A 13,471-nucleotide genomic window follows, 5' to 3' on the forward strand; every position below is an offset into this window, starting at 1 on the left:
TGGACGAAGAGATGTTCGACCGGATCGCCAACGGCGGCGTCTCGCCTCGCCCGAATTTGACTTGGTGCAATGCTTCAAGGGCTGGGCGATTGCCGCCACCCGGGCCATGGCCGTGGAACTCGCACCGTTCGGCATCCGCGTCGTCGCCACCATTCCGAGCCTGAGCCATAGCGCCCGCCTGACGGCAGGCGGTTAGCCGCCGCCGCCCATCGTCACGGACATGAAGGCCCGGAAGGCCGCCGCTGCCGGTTCGATTGATCTGTCACGCGACCAGGCCAGGCCGACATCCATAGTGGGGATGGGCTCGACAAGCCCGCGCACTTCGATGCGCTGCCCCTCCAAGGACCAGGGGCGGTAAACCATGTCGGACAGGACAGTGACCCCCATGCCGGCAGCCACGAGCGACCGCACGGCCTCGACCGAACTGGTGGTAAGGACGGCGCGGAGCGAAAGCCCCGCGGCATCCCAGTAACGGGCGGCGGTCGTGCGTGCCTCGTCAACCGTCAGCATGACATAATCTTCCGCCGCCACATCGGTGAGGCTGATTTCCTGTCGCGCGAGCAGGTGATGATCAGCCGAAAGCCAGAGCCGGCGGTTCGACCGCATCAAGACCTCCTGCGCCAACTCCTTGGTGTGCTCCAGGTTCGACACCAGCATCACGGCCATGTCGATGTCCCCGCACATCAACCCGCTTTCGAGAGCGTCTCGGGGCAGTTCCAGCACCTCGACCTCGATCTCGGGATAGGTCTTTCGAAACCGGGCGTAGTGGCGCGACATGTAGTAGCCGACGACCGTGTAGGTCATGCCCAGCCGCAGCTTGCCCGCCAGACCTTTCCTATCGCGCAACGGGCTTCGGACGGCGGCAGCGACGGCCCCGGTGATAACCCGCGCATGTTCAAGAAACCGCGCGCCCTCCATCGTCAATCTTACGCCAGCGTGGTTACGCTCCAAAAGCCGTACGCCCAGGTCAGCCTCAAGCGTTTTTATCGCCGCAGTGACCGCCGATTGCGAGATGTTGAGTTCCACTGCAGCATGACTGACCTGTCCGCTCTCGGCGGTCGCGATAAAATAATCAAGCTGTTTCAAGGTGATGGTCATGGTGCGCTCCGGCCCAGAACCATTATCTGTTTTTTTGATATGACAATCAATAAACTACTATTTCACAAACGCCTTCGCATGCGCAAAAAATGCTGCAACGCCGCAAAGACGGCAGCTTCGAGGGGTAACAATGCGATGGCGGTGACGCTAAACTGCGACATGGGCGAAAGCTTTGGCCTCTACAAGGTTGGCGATGATATGGGCATGATGCCCATCATCGACGTTGCCAATGTCGCCTGTGGTTTCCACGCTTCTGATCCGGATCACATGCACGCCGCCGTCCGCAGCGCCAAGGCGAGTGGCGTCAAGATCGGCGCCCATCCAGGCTTGCCCGACATTCAGGGTTTCGGCCGGCGCGAGATGCGGATGACCCGCGAAGAAGTCAGGAACACCATCATTTACCAGGTGGGAGCGCTTGCCGGCTTCCTCAAGGCCGAAGGTGTGGAACTCCACCACATCAAGCCGCATGGCAGCCTTTACTTCATGGCCATGCAGCAGGAGGCAATCGCCCATGGCGTGTGTGACGCCGCAGAGGTTTTCGGCGTACCCCTCTTCGGCATGACGGGCACCCTGCATGAGAAGATTTATCAAGAGCGCGGTATCCCATTCGTCGCCGAGTTCTATGCCGATCTCGACTACGATGCCTCCGGCAAGCTGATCTTGACACGCGTTCATGACGCCAAGGATCCCGCAGAGATGGCCGAGCGGTGCGTACGCGCCATCACGGAGGGCGAGGGCACGGCAGAGGACGGCAGTTTCTTCCCCGTACGCTGCGAAACCATCTGCGTGCATTCCGATACGCCGAACGCCATCGAAATAGCCAGAGCCGTGCGCACCGCAATCGCCCCCTGGCACTGAACTCGACCGAACCCGCCCGCGCGGGCGGTTCCAAATTAGTCTGTCCGCAGTTTTCCGGAGCTTTTTATGGCCCAGATTCTTTCGCCTCTTCCCGGCACTTTTTATCGGAGCGCTTCGCCAGACCAGCCGCCCTACAAGGCGGATGGGGACGCGGTTTCCGCCGGAGACGTAATCGGTCTCATCGAAGTGATGAAGTCGTTCCACGAAGTGAGGGCCGAGACGGCCGGTACGAACATCCGCTTCATTGCCGACAATGAAGACCCCATCATGGCCGGCGCACCTATTGCGGATCTCGACTGATGCTGAAAAAGCTTCTGGTTGCCAACCGGGGCGAGATAGCGGTCAGGATCATCCGGGCCGCGCAAGATTTAGGGATCGCCACCGTGGCGGTGTATTCGGCCGCAGACGCCGAGTCGCTCCACGTCCAGCTTGCGGACGAAGCGGTCAACATCGGCCCACCAGCAGCAAAGAAGTCCTATCTCAATGTCGAAGCAATTCTGAAGGCTGTCCGCGACACCGGTTGCGACAGCGTTCATCCAGGCTATGGGTTCCTTGCCGAGAATGCCGCGTTTTCCGACGCGGTCACAGGCGCTGGATTGGTCTTCGTCGGCCCGTCGGGAGATGCGATCCGGATGATGGGAGACAAGGTCTCGGCGCGATCCGCCGCCGCCGCTGCAGGTGTCCCTGTGGTGCCTGGCTCGGCTGGCCGGGTCGAGGGCCTCAAGGCTGGCCACGAGGTGCTGACCGCAACCGGTTTTCCGGTGATGATCAAGGCGGCGGCAGGCGGCGGCGGGCGGGGCATCCGCATCGCCAACTCGCTCGCCGAGTTCGAACAAGCCTTTCCTCAAGCCGAAGCAGAAGCCCTCGCCGCCTTTGGCGACGGTGGCCTCTACATGGAAAAGGTGATCGGCAAGGCCCGCCATATCGAGGTGCAGGTGCTGGCAGACGGAAGCGATGCCATCCACTGCTACGAGCGGGAGTGCTCACTGCAGCGGCGACGCCAGAAGGTTTGGGAGGAGGCGCCGTCGCGCGCACTTTCAGACAGGCTGCGCGAGGAGCTCTGCGCTTCGGCGGTCGCTTTGGCCAAGGCGGTCAAATACTCTGGTGCCGGCACGGTAGAGTATCTTTATGACGATGAAGCAGATCGCTTTTACTTCATCGAGATGAACACCCGTATCCAGGTCGAGCACCCGGTCACCGAAGCGATCACCGGCATCGACCTCGTTGCGGAGATGCTTCGCATCGCCGGCGGCGAGAAGCTGCGGATCAGGCAAGGCGATGTCTCCGTCAAGGGGCATGCGATCGAAGTCCGGCTCAATGCCGAAGACCCGGCGAAGGAGTTCGCTCCATTCCCGGGGCAAGTGGCCGAGCTTCGCATTCCCGGCGGTCCGGGCGTACGCTTCGATTCGATGCTTTACCAAGGCTATCAGGTGCCGCCCTTTTATGACTCGCTGCTTGCCAAGCTGATCGTGCATGCAGAGACGCGCGAGGCGGCGATAGTGCGCCTGATCCGCGCGCTCAACGAGTTGAAGATCGGCGGGCTCAAGACCACCAAGCCGCTGTTTCTTGCGCTGGCCGCCGATCCGGCGGTGCGGGCGGGAGACGTGCATACCCGCTGGCTGGAAGGCTGGCTCATCGAAAACGCCGCAGCTTTGGCGGGTTAAGGAGGACCGATGTCGATACGATTCAACTTCGGCGGTGACGAACATATCTTCGGCGAGGTGTCCGAGGAAATGTCGCTCACCTCCTTCTTTACCGGCCTTTCGATGACGAACGCGGTGCGTACGGCAGGCATCCGAGGTGTCACCGAGATCTGCCCTGCCAACGCCAGCTTCCAGATTCGCTTCAACCCCGACATCGTCAAGCCGCAGGATTTGCTCAGCGAACTGAAGTCGATGGAAGAGGCGGCCTCGAAGGCGGACCCGGTGCTGAAGACCCGGATCATCGAACTGCCGGTTTATTTCCAGGATCCATGGACGCGTGAAACCTGCTTGCGCTTCCGCGAGCGCCATCAGGACCCCTCCTCCACCGATCTTGAATATTCGGCCCGCATCAACGGCTACGCCACGGTGGAAGAGTTTATCGAGGCCTATTCCGGCCAGCCCTGGTTCGTATCGATGGTCGGCTTCGTCGCCGGACTGCCCTTCCTGTACCAGATGGTTGAGCGCAAGAAACAGATTCAGGCGCCGAAATACTTGCGTCCACGCACCGACACTCCCAAGCTCACCATTGGCCATGGCGGCTGCTTCGCAGCGATCTATTCAGTACGCGGCGCTGGCGGCTACCAGATGTATGGCATAACCCCGGCCCCGATCTACGACCCGACCAGGAAGGTGCGCTACCTCTCCGATGACATGTGCCTGTTCAAGCCAGGCGACATCGTCAAGTTCAAGGCCATTGGCCGCGATGACTACGACGCTACGCTGGAGGAAATTGAAGCCAATCGGTGGCAGCCGACGGTTCGCGAGTGCACCTTCAGCCTGAAGGACTTCAACAGCGATATTTACGGCACCAATGCAAAGCTGATGGAGCTTATCAATGGCCGTTAAGGTAATCTCTCCCGGCCTCTCCACTTCCGTGCAGGACCTTGGTCGACCAGGCCACTATCATGTCGGCATTCCCGAAGGCGGCGGCATGGACCGCTTTGCCACACGCATCGCAAACCTGCTTGTCGGCAACAATCCGGGTGCCGCGGTGCTCGAAGCCACCTTCATGGGCCCCGAACTCGAATTCACCCAATCCGCGGTCGTCGCCGTCACGGGTGGAGAGCTCCCACCCAAACTCAATGGCGAGGAACGGCCTACTTGGGAAAGTTTTCCGGTGAAGGCCGGTGACCGGCTTTCCTTCGGCTTCCTCAAGGGCGGCGCGCGCGCTTATCTGGCCGTCTCCGGCGGCATCGACGTACCCGTGGTTCTCGGTTCGCGCTCGACTTACATTCTGGGCGCACTCGGCGGCCATCAGGGCCGCACGCTGAAGGCGGGTGATGAGCTTCCCCTCGGCGAAGGTTCCGGCAAAGCCGGTCTTTCACTGCCTGCAAATCTGCGCCGCGCGGGCAATAGTCCGGCGGAACTCAGAATGCTTCCCGGCATGTACTGGCATCGGATCACCGAGGCTGCCGGCAATCGGTTCTTTGAGGAAACCTGGAAGGTCGCGCCCGAAGCCGACCGCATCGGCTATCGCTTCCGGGGCGGGACGCCACTGGAGTTCGTCGAGCGCGAGCAGCCTTTCGGTGCGGGCTCCGACCCCTCGAACATCGTCGATGCCTGCTATCCCTACGGATCCGTCCAGGTGCCGAGTGGCACGGAGCCGATCGTTCTTCACCGGGACGCGGTTTCGGGTGGCGGGTACATGATGCTGGGCGTGGTGATATCGGCCGACATGGACCTTATCGCCCAACTCCAGCCGCACACCCCGGCGCGCTTCGTTCCGGTGACGCTGGAAGACGCGCTTGCCGCGCGAACCGAACAGCGCGCCGCGCTGGCGCGTGCTGAAGGACATCTGGCCGGCTGACGTCAGCCGGAAAAATGCCGGCGGAGGAGCCGGTGGCGAGGAGATCGGCCGGCCAAAACCGACCGTGCGTGGCGGAAGACAAATCCGGTGCGCGAAACGACAAGACGACGCCGGGCAACGGCGTGAATTTGGCATCCGAGCAGTCCGCTAGAGACCGCCGGAACCGACAGGGGAAGACATTTGCAACGTGACTGGCCGCAAGGCCGGATGCTTCGCGCCTTTCCGTCGGTAGAAAGAAGGAAAGGGTCATGAGTCATCTGAGCGCGGAGAACGTCTCGGTATCGTTTGCGGGGCTGAAGGCCCTGTCATCGGTAGACCTCCAAATTACGCCCGGCCGCATTAGTGGCCTCATCGGCCCGAATGGCGCTGGCAAGACCACGCTCGTCAACGTGCTGACCGGCTTCCAGGCACCGACGGAAGGCACCATCAAGCTCGACGGCGCAGCACTCACGGGTCTCAAGCCGCATCAGGTCCGGCGGCGCGGCATCGCCCGCACCTTCCAGGGTGGGCGGCTCTTCCGCGACTTGCCTGTGCTGGACAATTTGGAGGTAACCGGCGTTGGCCTGGGAATGAGCCGGCGCGCTGCCATCGCCGAAGCGGAAGCGATGCTCGACTGGATAGGCATCGGTGCGCTGAGCACCCGCATCGCCGGAACGTTGCCATATACGGACGAGCGCCGCGTCGCCATTGGCCGCGCCCTGATGGGACGGCCCGCATACATCCTGCTCGACGAGCCCGCGGCTGGCATGAGCGCACTGGAGGCGCGGGAGCTTTCGGCCCTGATAAGACACATCGCCGCCGATCTCGGCTGTGGTGTCCTGCTCATCGAGCACAATGTCGGGCTGGTGCTCGGCCTCTGCCAGCATATCGTCGTGCTCGATTCCGGAGCGATCATCGAGGAAGGCCCGCCTGCCGCGATCCGCGACAGCGAGAAGGTGCGCCACGCTTATATGGGCACTGCCGCGAACACCGACCTGCCTGTGCTGGAGGCGATGGAATGAGCCTGCTCGCCCTTTCCGATATCACTATTCGCTATAGCCGTCTCACGGCGGTCCGAAATGTCTCCTTCTCCATGGCCGAGGGAGAAATCCTGTTCATCACCGGCCCGAACGGAGCCGGGAAGTCTTCGCTGCTGCGCGCGATCGCCGGTGTTACGCCGGTGGCGGGCGGCCGGATCGACCTTGCAGGTCATGAGATCACCGGCCAGGCGCCGGAAAACATCGCCCGGCTCGGATTCTCCATGGTGCCGGAGGGGCGCGATGTCTTCGGCTCGCTGACGACCGAAGAGAACCTCCTGGTCGGAACCGGCATGCACGCCCGCGAACGCGGCTGGCGCAGCCGAGCGGCCGACGAACTCGAAGCCGTCTACGCAACCTTCCCGATGCTGAAAGAGAGGCGGCACGGGCAGGCGGGATTGCTGTCCGGCGGGCAGCAGCAAATGCTGGTCATCGGACGCGCGCTGATGACCAATCCGCGGCTTGTAGCCATTGACGAGCCTTCGCTGGGCCTCGCCCCCAACATCAACGACCAGGTCTACGAGCGGCTGATCGCGCTGCGTGCGCAGCGCCAGCTCACGCTCCTGATCGTTGAGCAGAGCTCGGCCCGAGCGATGATGGTGGGCGGGAGGATGATCCTGATGCGTGGCGGACAGATCGTGCTCGATGGCGACGCGCGGACGCTCGGCAACGGCGAGGCGATCCAGGCTGCCTATTTCGGCTACGAGGACAATTGAGATGCTTCAGATCCTGTTCGACGCACTCTCGCTTGGCTCGCTGTACGCGCTCGGAGCGCTCGGCATCGCCCTCATCTTCGGCGTCATGCGGCTGGTGAACTTCGCGCATGGCGACGTCATCGCCTTCTGCGTCTTCGCGCTGCTATGGCCGTCTACGGACGCAATGGCCATCGTCTTCGCCGGCCAATTGCCGTGGTACCTTCTGGTGCCCTTCGTCCTCCTCTGCGGGGCCGGGCTGTCGGTGCTGTGCGAAATCGTCGTCTTCAGGCGGTTCCGCCAGGCAAATCCGGCAACCATGATGATCGCCTCCTTCGCGCTCGGTTTCGTAATTCGCTACTTCCTGCTCATGCTGTTCTCCAGTCGGCCGAAATCGATTTCGCTGCTGCCCGAACTGTCCCAGCCGGTGGAGATCTTCGGTGCCCGGCTTCCCCTCCTCCAACTCATAACGATCGTGACTACGATGGTCATCCTGATCGGCCTGACATTGTTCCTGCGTCAAACTCGCTTCGGCCTGGAGATGCGGGCGGCGGCCGAGAACTTCTCGATGGCCCGCATGCTGGGTGTGCGTGCGAACCGGGTCATCATGGGTGCGTTCGCCCTCTCCGGCGCGTTGGCCGCCGCCATTGCGCTGATCTTTGGCGCCCAGACAGGCACGCTGGACATCCAGATGGGCGCCTCAATCATGTTGATGGCCTTCATCGCCACCGTCATTGGCGGCCTCGGCAGCCTCGGGGGAGCCGTGCTCGCCGGCTTCCTGCTGGGTGCCGCCTCGGTGATCATGCAGGTCATGCTGCCCATCGACGCCCGGCCATTCCGCGATGCCTTTGTCTATGGAGCGGTCATCCTCGTTCTCCTCTTCCGCCCGCAAGGGCTTATTGCCGCGCGCGGCACCAAGGAAAGGGTCTGATTTCATGGCTGTCGCCGCCTCCCTAGCCAACTCTACCGCTCCCGGTGCCGCGGCTACCGAGCGAAAGCCCGCACGCTTCGCGCTTGCCCGCCGTACCGTCCTGACTCCGGTCCTGCTTTCGCTGCTGCTGCTGGCCATCGCGCTGATCACGGTGATGACCGGATCGCGGCCCTTCAACCAGACGGTGATCGACGTGTTCGTCCGCGTCATCCTCGTCGTGGGCCTATACATCTTTATCGGAAACTCGGGCGTTCTCAGCTTCGGGCACATCGGCTTCACCTGCCTTGGCGCCTACGCGGCCGCGTGGCTCACCATCAATCCGATGATGAAACGCGGTTCGCTGCCGGGATTGCCCGAATGGCTGCTGGCGACCCGATTGCCGTACTGGCAATCGGCTGTGCTGGCGGCATTGTTCGCCGCCCTCGCCGCTCTCATCTTCGGGCGGGTGCTGATGCGGCTATCGGGCATCGCTGCGTCGATCGCGACCTTCGCGATGCTCGCCATGATCAACACAATTTATTCCAACTGGGAGAGCGTGACCGGAGCGACCTCATCGGTCGTCGGCATTCCGATCGTGCGCGTGATCTGGCCGTATCTCATCGGCGCCGTGGTCGCAATCTTCATCGCCTGGGCGCACGCGATCTCCCGGTCCGGCCTGGCCCTTCGTGCTGCGCGCGACGAGCCCACCGCCGCCGCGGCTTCCGGAGTCGACATTCCCAGGGAAAGACTGGTGGCGTTCGTCGTGTCAGGCGCGGTGATGGGGCTGGGCGGTGCGCTCATGGCTCATTCCATCGGCGTGGTCACACCCGACACCTTCTATCTCGGCCTCACCTTCATCACCCTTTCCATGCTCGTCGTCGGCGGCATGGGCAGCCTGTCGGGGGGTGTGGTGGGTGTCGTCCTGCTGTCCGCCCTTATCCAGGCGCTGCGCTGGCTGGAGGCAGGCGTATCGCTCGGCGAGTCCACTTTCGCCCTCCCGAAAGGGGTTCAGGAAATAGCCCTCGGCGTCATCATGATCGTGATCCTCGCGCTTCGCCCATCCGGACTCATGGGCAACCGCGAGCTCACCTTACCCCGCAGCAGTCGCAACAAGTGACCGGCGGCACAAGCCCGACCGGAAAACAAAAAAGGAGACGTGCATGACATACAAAATGAGAATTGTCGCAACCGCTCTGGCCTCGATGTCCATCGCATACCCGGCCCTGGCCGATGACAAGACTATCGTCATCGGCTTTGCCACTGCGGAGTCGGGCTTCATGGAAGCCTATGACAAGCCTGCCCAGGAGGCGGCTTTGATCCGCATCGACGAGATCAATGCGGCTGGCGGTCTGCTTGGAAAGCAGATCAAGGTCGTCAAGGCCGACACCAAGTCCGACCGGGCCGAAGGCGCCAAGGCTGGCCTCTCCGTGCTCGACCAGGGTGCGGATCTCGTGGTCGTGTCCTGCGACTACGACTTCGGATCGCCGGCTGCGCTCGCGGCCGAGGACGCAGGCCGTATCTCCTTCTTCCTGTGCGCGGAATCGGTCAAGGCCGGCATCCAGGGTGTCGGCCCGCACAGCTTCTCCGCGTCGGTGCTGGCGGCCGTGCAGGGAGCGACCATGGCCGAATGGGCATTCAAGGAAAAGGGCGCAAAGGACTTCTACCGTCTGCTCGATACCTGGACGGCCTACAACAAGGGCATCTGCGACGGCTTCGACTGGATGATGCCGAAGCTCGAAGCCCAGGGCGCGAAGCTTGTCGGTGAAGACACCTTCAAGAACGAGGATGCCTCCATCGCCGCGCAGATCACCCGCATCAAGTCTCTGCCGAAGGAGCCGGATGCGATCATGCTTTGCACGATGATGCCGGGCGCCGTCTCGGCCATCAAGCAGCTTCGCGCCGCGGGTATCAATTCCATGATCCTGAATGGATCGGGCGTCGACGGTAGCTATTGGCTCTCGGCTGTGCCCGATCTGACGAACTTCTACGTCCCCGTTCAGGGATCGATCTATGGCGACGATCCCAATCCGGCCGTGCTGAAGTTCAATGCCACCTACAAGCAGAAGACAGGCGCCGATCCCTCGAGCCAGTATGTCTTTCCGGGTTACGTCATGGTCGACGTCTGGGCCAAGGCGGTGGAGCGTGCAGGCACGGCCGATGCCGACGCGGTCGTCGCGGAACTGGAAAAGATGAAGAATGAGCCGACACTGTTCGGGCCTCGTACCTTCACGCCGGAACTGCATCACCAGAACCAGACGCGGTACCTGATCGTCGAGACCAAGGCCGGCAAGCCGGGTGTTGTAGGCAACTGGACGATTTCCGAGCCGGTACCGATGGAAGCCTTGCTCAAGTAGGAAAGATGGCCGGATAAGTCCGGCCCTTCATATGCGGAAGGCCCTGTTCCTTTGGGACGACCGGGCCTTTCGTCTTTTGAGGATATTGCCTTTGAACAAAAAACAAGGGCGGCCCGTTTGGACCGCCCTTGTCGCCCGATGAATTCAGATTTTCGCTACCCTTGCGCTTTGCGGTAAGAATCCTTGAGCGCTATGAGCTCCCCCGAGAAAGCGAAGATATCGCAGCCGTCGACTTCGATTTGCTGCCCCACTGCCGTGGTGCCGACGAAGCGCCATGATGAAAGCCCGGTGTCGCCCGTCACGACGTGCCGTCCCCTGGTCCACGCGGCTTTCGGGAAAGCATCGAACAGCGCTGCATAGGCGGCGCGCACGGCGTCACGTCCCATATGCTTGCGCCCTTCGGCATCGGGTCCAGCTGAGCCGTGGAAAGCGCAATTCTCAGCCATGCAGTCCATCAGCGCGCCCACATCGCGAGCGTTCCAGGCCGCGAGGAACCGGTCGAGCACGGCGAGCCGCCTGGCTGCGAGATCGCCAGCCTCAACGACCTCGACCTCGAGAAAGGCGAGCGGCGCATCGCCGGCATTGATGACGTTGTGGGCCACGCCCGTCCGCCGCGAATAGGGCACCCCTTGGGTGAGAGCGGCTTGCGACTGCGCGCCGTCCGGGCCTTCGAGACCGAGCTTGCCGTCCGTAAGCGGCACGATGACGTAGTCATGGCCATGGATGTGCCAGCCGGTCTCGGCCCCGGTGGCAAAGCGCCATTCGGTGACCCGAAAGCGTTCGTCGTCGATATGGACGACCGGTTCGGCTTTCATGCGGGTCATTCAAGTCCCTCCTTGGCAACCGCACCGGTCAGGCGCTCAAGCGTCCGGCCCATGCGCGTCATGATTTCCTTCACATCGTCTTCTGTCGAGATCATCGGCGGACAGAGCGCGAGCTGGTCGCCGATGGCGCGGAAGATGAGGCCTTCCTCGTGGCCGATCCCCGCTGCGATACTCCCTGCGCGCCCAACCTTGGCGAAGGGGCGTTTCGTCGCCTTGTCCGCCACCAGTTCTACGGCGCCGATAAGACCGGTGCCCCGCGCTTCACCGACAAGCGGGTGATCGGCGAACGAGCGGATGCCGGCCTGGAACGACGTCTCAAGGCGGGCCGCGTTTCCGATCAGGTCCCGCTCCTCGAAGATGGCGAGGTTTTCGAGACCCACCGCCGTCGCGACCGGATGACCCGACGCCGTGAAGCCGTGGCCGAAATTGCCGATCGTTGCGGTGTTGTCGGCGATCGCCTGATAGATCGCATCGGAGAAAATGAGGGCGGCAAGCGGCATATAAGACGACGTGATTTGCTTGGAGACCGTCATGATATCAGGCGTGAAGCCGTATTTCTGAGCGCCGAAAGGCGTACCAAGCCGCCCGAAACCACAGATCACCTCGTCTGCTATCAGGATGATATCATTTGCCCGGCAGATTTTCTCCACGCCTTCCCAGTACCCGACCGGCGGCGGCAGAACGCCGCCGGCTGCCATGAGCGGCTCTCCTATAAAGGCTGCAATGGTGTCAGCCCCTTCTTCCGCGATCGCCGCTTCCAGCTCGGCGAGCAGACGCGCCGTGAAGGCGGCTTCGTCTTCGCCTTCCATGCCGAAGCGATAGAAGTGCGGGCAGGTCAAATGGCGAACGGGAATCGCCGGCAGATCGAAGTCGCGATGGTTGACCGGCAGGCCCGTCAGGCTGCCGGAGGCGACGGTGATGCCGTGATAGCCCTTGGTCCGTGCCAGGAATTTCTTCTTTTTTGACCGGCCCAGCGCGTTGTTCATGAACCACATCATCTTGACGATGGTGTCGTTGGCTTCCGAGCCCGACGACGTGAAGAAGACACGCGTCAGGTTTTCCGGCGTCATCTCCACGAGTTTCTCAGCGAGCCGGATGGATGGCTCATGCGCCTTGGAGGAGAAGGTGTGGTAGTAGGGCAGCTTCAGCATTTGCTGGTAGGCAGCGTCGGCCAACCGCTTTTCCGAAAAGCCGACGCCCACCGACCACAGCCCGGCGAGCCCTTCGATGTATTCCTTGCCGCGTTCGTCATACACACGGATGCCGTCACCGCGGCTGATGATCAGCGGCCCGGTTTCCTCGTGCTGACGCAGGTTTGTGTAGGGGTGCATGGAGGTGGCGATGTCGGCGGCGGCGAGAGAGTTGGAAAGCGCATCCATGGAAGTCCTCAGCGGCTTGGGGAAATGGTTCGGGCGGTGAGTGCAAGATAGTCCTCGATCCCATGCGTGTAGCTTTCACGATTCGGGAAATGAATCATGGCAGGCTGTTGGAATGGGTTTCGATGATCCGCCGCATCAGCGCGGCGACGTCGCGCGCATTCGGAGGATCGGAGTGGATGCAGACGGTGTCGAAGTCGACCGGGCGGATCGTACCGTCTGTCGTGACGAGTTCGCGTCGGGTAAGCGCCCCCACCATGCGGTGCTCGGCAAGCGTCAGGTCGATGGCCGACTGGACGCGCGGAATGATCAGGCTGCCGCCGGGAGCGTAGGCAAGATCGGGAAAGAACTCGCCCACGAAGGCGACGCCGAGTTCGGCTGCCGCCGTCTCGTGACAGGTTCCCGCCAGGCCGAAGAGAGGGACGCCGAACGGCTTGACCGCCGCGGCAATCGCCCGGGCAGTGTCCACGTCGTGCGCGGCCATGCCGTAGATGATGCCATGCGGCTTGACATGGCTGAGCTGCCCGCCCTCGGCGGCCAGCATTCCTGTCAGCGCACCGATTTGGTAGAGGAAGGCGGCTGTCAGTTCCTCGGGCTGAAGTTTCATCTCGCGCCGGCCGAACCCCTCGCGATCGGGAAGGGACGGATGCGCGCCAACCTGCTTTCCGTGCGAAAGCGCGAGCCGCACGGTCTTCAGCATCGTCCATGGATCGGAGGCGTGGAAGCCGCACGCGATGTTGGCGCAATCGATGTGAGGCATGATGCCGGCATCGTCGCCGAAACGCCAGTTGCCGTAACTTTCCCCCATGTCGCAGTTCAGGGTGACCATGGTT

15 protein-coding genes are annotated in these 13,471 nt (G+C 62.5%); 11 read left to right on the plus strand and 4 right to left on the minus strand.

Annotated elements, in window-relative coordinates:
* The first annotated feature begins 61 nt into the window (after window positions 1–61).
* Window positions 62–196, plus strand: a complete 135-nt coding sequence (locus tag NKH06_RS08805; protein ID WP_352892768.1) for a hypothetical protein — start codon at window positions 62–64, stop codon at window positions 194–196.
* On the opposite strand, the gene NKH06_RS08810 is transcribed toward NKH06_RS08805, so the two are convergent.
* Window positions 193–1,098 carry a LysR family transcriptional regulator gene (locus NKH06_RS08810; RefSeq protein ID WP_127294331.1) on the minus strand — a complete coding sequence of 302 codons (906 nt, stop codon included), beginning with the start codon at window positions 1,096–1,098 and terminating at the stop codon, window positions 193–195. The two genes, NKH06_RS08805 and NKH06_RS08810, sit on opposite strands and share 4 nt — an antisense overlap.
* A gap of 135 nt (window positions 1,099–1,233) precedes the next feature.
* Between NKH06_RS08810 and NKH06_RS08815 the strand changes: the two genes are divergently transcribed.
* The 10 genes from NKH06_RS08815 (at window position 1,234) to NKH06_RS08860 (ending at window position 10,438) form a co-directional block, all read left to right on the plus strand.
* Window positions 1,234–1,956, plus strand: a complete 723-nt coding sequence (locus tag NKH06_RS08815; protein WP_352808341.1) for a LamB/YcsF family protein — start codon at window positions 1,234–1,236, stop codon at window positions 1,954–1,956.
* A gap of 66 nt (window positions 1,957–2,022) precedes the next feature.
* Window positions 2,023–2,256, plus strand: a complete 234-nt coding sequence (locus NKH06_RS08820) for an acetyl-CoA carboxylase (protein WP_013533152.1) — start codon at window positions 2,023–2,025, stop codon at window positions 2,254–2,256.
* Complete coding sequence (locus tag NKH06_RS08825; protein ID WP_352892769.1) at window positions 2,256–3,620, plus strand: acetyl-CoA carboxylase biotin carboxylase subunit; 1,365 nt, start codon at window positions 2,256–2,258, stop codon at window positions 3,618–3,620. The genes NKH06_RS08820 and NKH06_RS08825 overlap by 1 nt, the downstream gene beginning before the upstream one ends.
* A gap of 9 nt (window positions 3,621–3,629) precedes the next feature.
* Window positions 3,630–4,505: a 5-oxoprolinase subunit B family protein gene (locus tag NKH06_RS08830; RefSeq protein WP_128302548.1), complete on the plus strand. Its 876-nt coding sequence runs from the start codon at window positions 3,630–3,632 to the stop codon at window positions 4,503–4,505.
* Complete coding sequence (locus NKH06_RS08835; protein ID WP_023808979.1) at window positions 4,495–5,466, plus strand: 5-oxoprolinase subunit C family protein; 972 nt, start codon at window positions 4,495–4,497, stop codon at window positions 5,464–5,466. Before NKH06_RS08830 ends, NKH06_RS08835 begins: the two co-directional genes overlap by 11 nt.
* 248 nt (window positions 5,467–5,714) lie before the next feature.
* The gene (locus NKH06_RS08840; RefSeq protein ID WP_023808980.1) at window positions 5,715–6,467 is read left to right on the plus strand and encodes an ABC transporter ATP-binding protein; all 753 of its coding nucleotides are present in this window, start codon (window positions 5,715–5,717) and stop codon (window positions 6,465–6,467) included.
* Complete coding sequence (locus NKH06_RS08845; RefSeq protein WP_023808981.1) at window positions 6,464–7,198, plus strand: ABC transporter ATP-binding protein; 735 nt, start codon at window positions 6,464–6,466, stop codon at window positions 7,196–7,198. The genes NKH06_RS08840 and NKH06_RS08845 overlap by 4 nt, the downstream gene beginning before the upstream one ends.
* Before the next feature lies 1 nt (window position 7,199).
* Window positions 7,200–8,105, plus strand: a complete 906-nt coding sequence (locus NKH06_RS08850) for a branched-chain amino acid ABC transporter permease (protein WP_128302549.1) — start codon at window positions 7,200–7,202, stop codon at window positions 8,103–8,105.
* 4 nt (window positions 8,106–8,109) lie between these two features.
* Window positions 8,110–9,201, plus strand: coding sequence for a branched-chain amino acid ABC transporter permease (locus NKH06_RS08855; protein ID WP_352892772.1), 1,092 nt, complete (start codon window positions 8,110–8,112; stop codon window positions 9,199–9,201).
* 43 nt (window positions 9,202–9,244) lie between these two features.
* A complete protein-coding gene (locus NKH06_RS08860) occupies window positions 9,245–10,438 on the plus strand; it encodes an ABC transporter substrate-binding protein (protein WP_352892774.1) in 1,194 nt (397 codons plus the stop codon).
* A 155-nt stretch (window positions 10,439–10,593) separates the two neighbouring features.
* Here NKH06_RS08860 and NKH06_RS08865 read toward each other — a convergent pair whose 3' ends face one another.
* The 3 genes from NKH06_RS08865 to NKH06_RS08875 form a co-directional block, all read right to left on the minus strand.
* The gene (locus tag NKH06_RS08865) at window positions 10,594–11,262 is read right to left on the minus strand and encodes a nuclear transport factor 2 family protein (protein ID WP_352892775.1); all 669 of its coding nucleotides are present in this window, start codon (window positions 11,260–11,262) and stop codon (window positions 10,594–10,596) included.
* Complete coding sequence (locus NKH06_RS08870; protein WP_352892776.1) at window positions 11,259–12,641, minus strand: aspartate aminotransferase family protein; 1,383 nt, start codon at window positions 12,639–12,641, stop codon at window positions 11,259–11,261. The genes NKH06_RS08865 and NKH06_RS08870 overlap by 4 nt, the downstream gene beginning before the upstream one ends.
* 94 nt (window positions 12,642–12,735) lie before the next feature.
* Window positions 12,736–13,467: a LamB/YcsF family protein gene (locus NKH06_RS08875; RefSeq protein WP_352892778.1), complete on the minus strand. Its 732-nt coding sequence runs from the start codon at window positions 13,465–13,467 to the stop codon at window positions 12,736–12,738.
* Between the last annotated feature and the right edge of the window lie 4 nt (window positions 13,468–13,471).

Source organism: Mesorhizobium sp. M1342 (genome assembly GCF_040317955.1).
Taxonomy (GTDB): Bacteria; Pseudomonadota; Alphaproteobacteria; order Rhizobiales; family Rhizobiaceae; genus Mesorhizobium.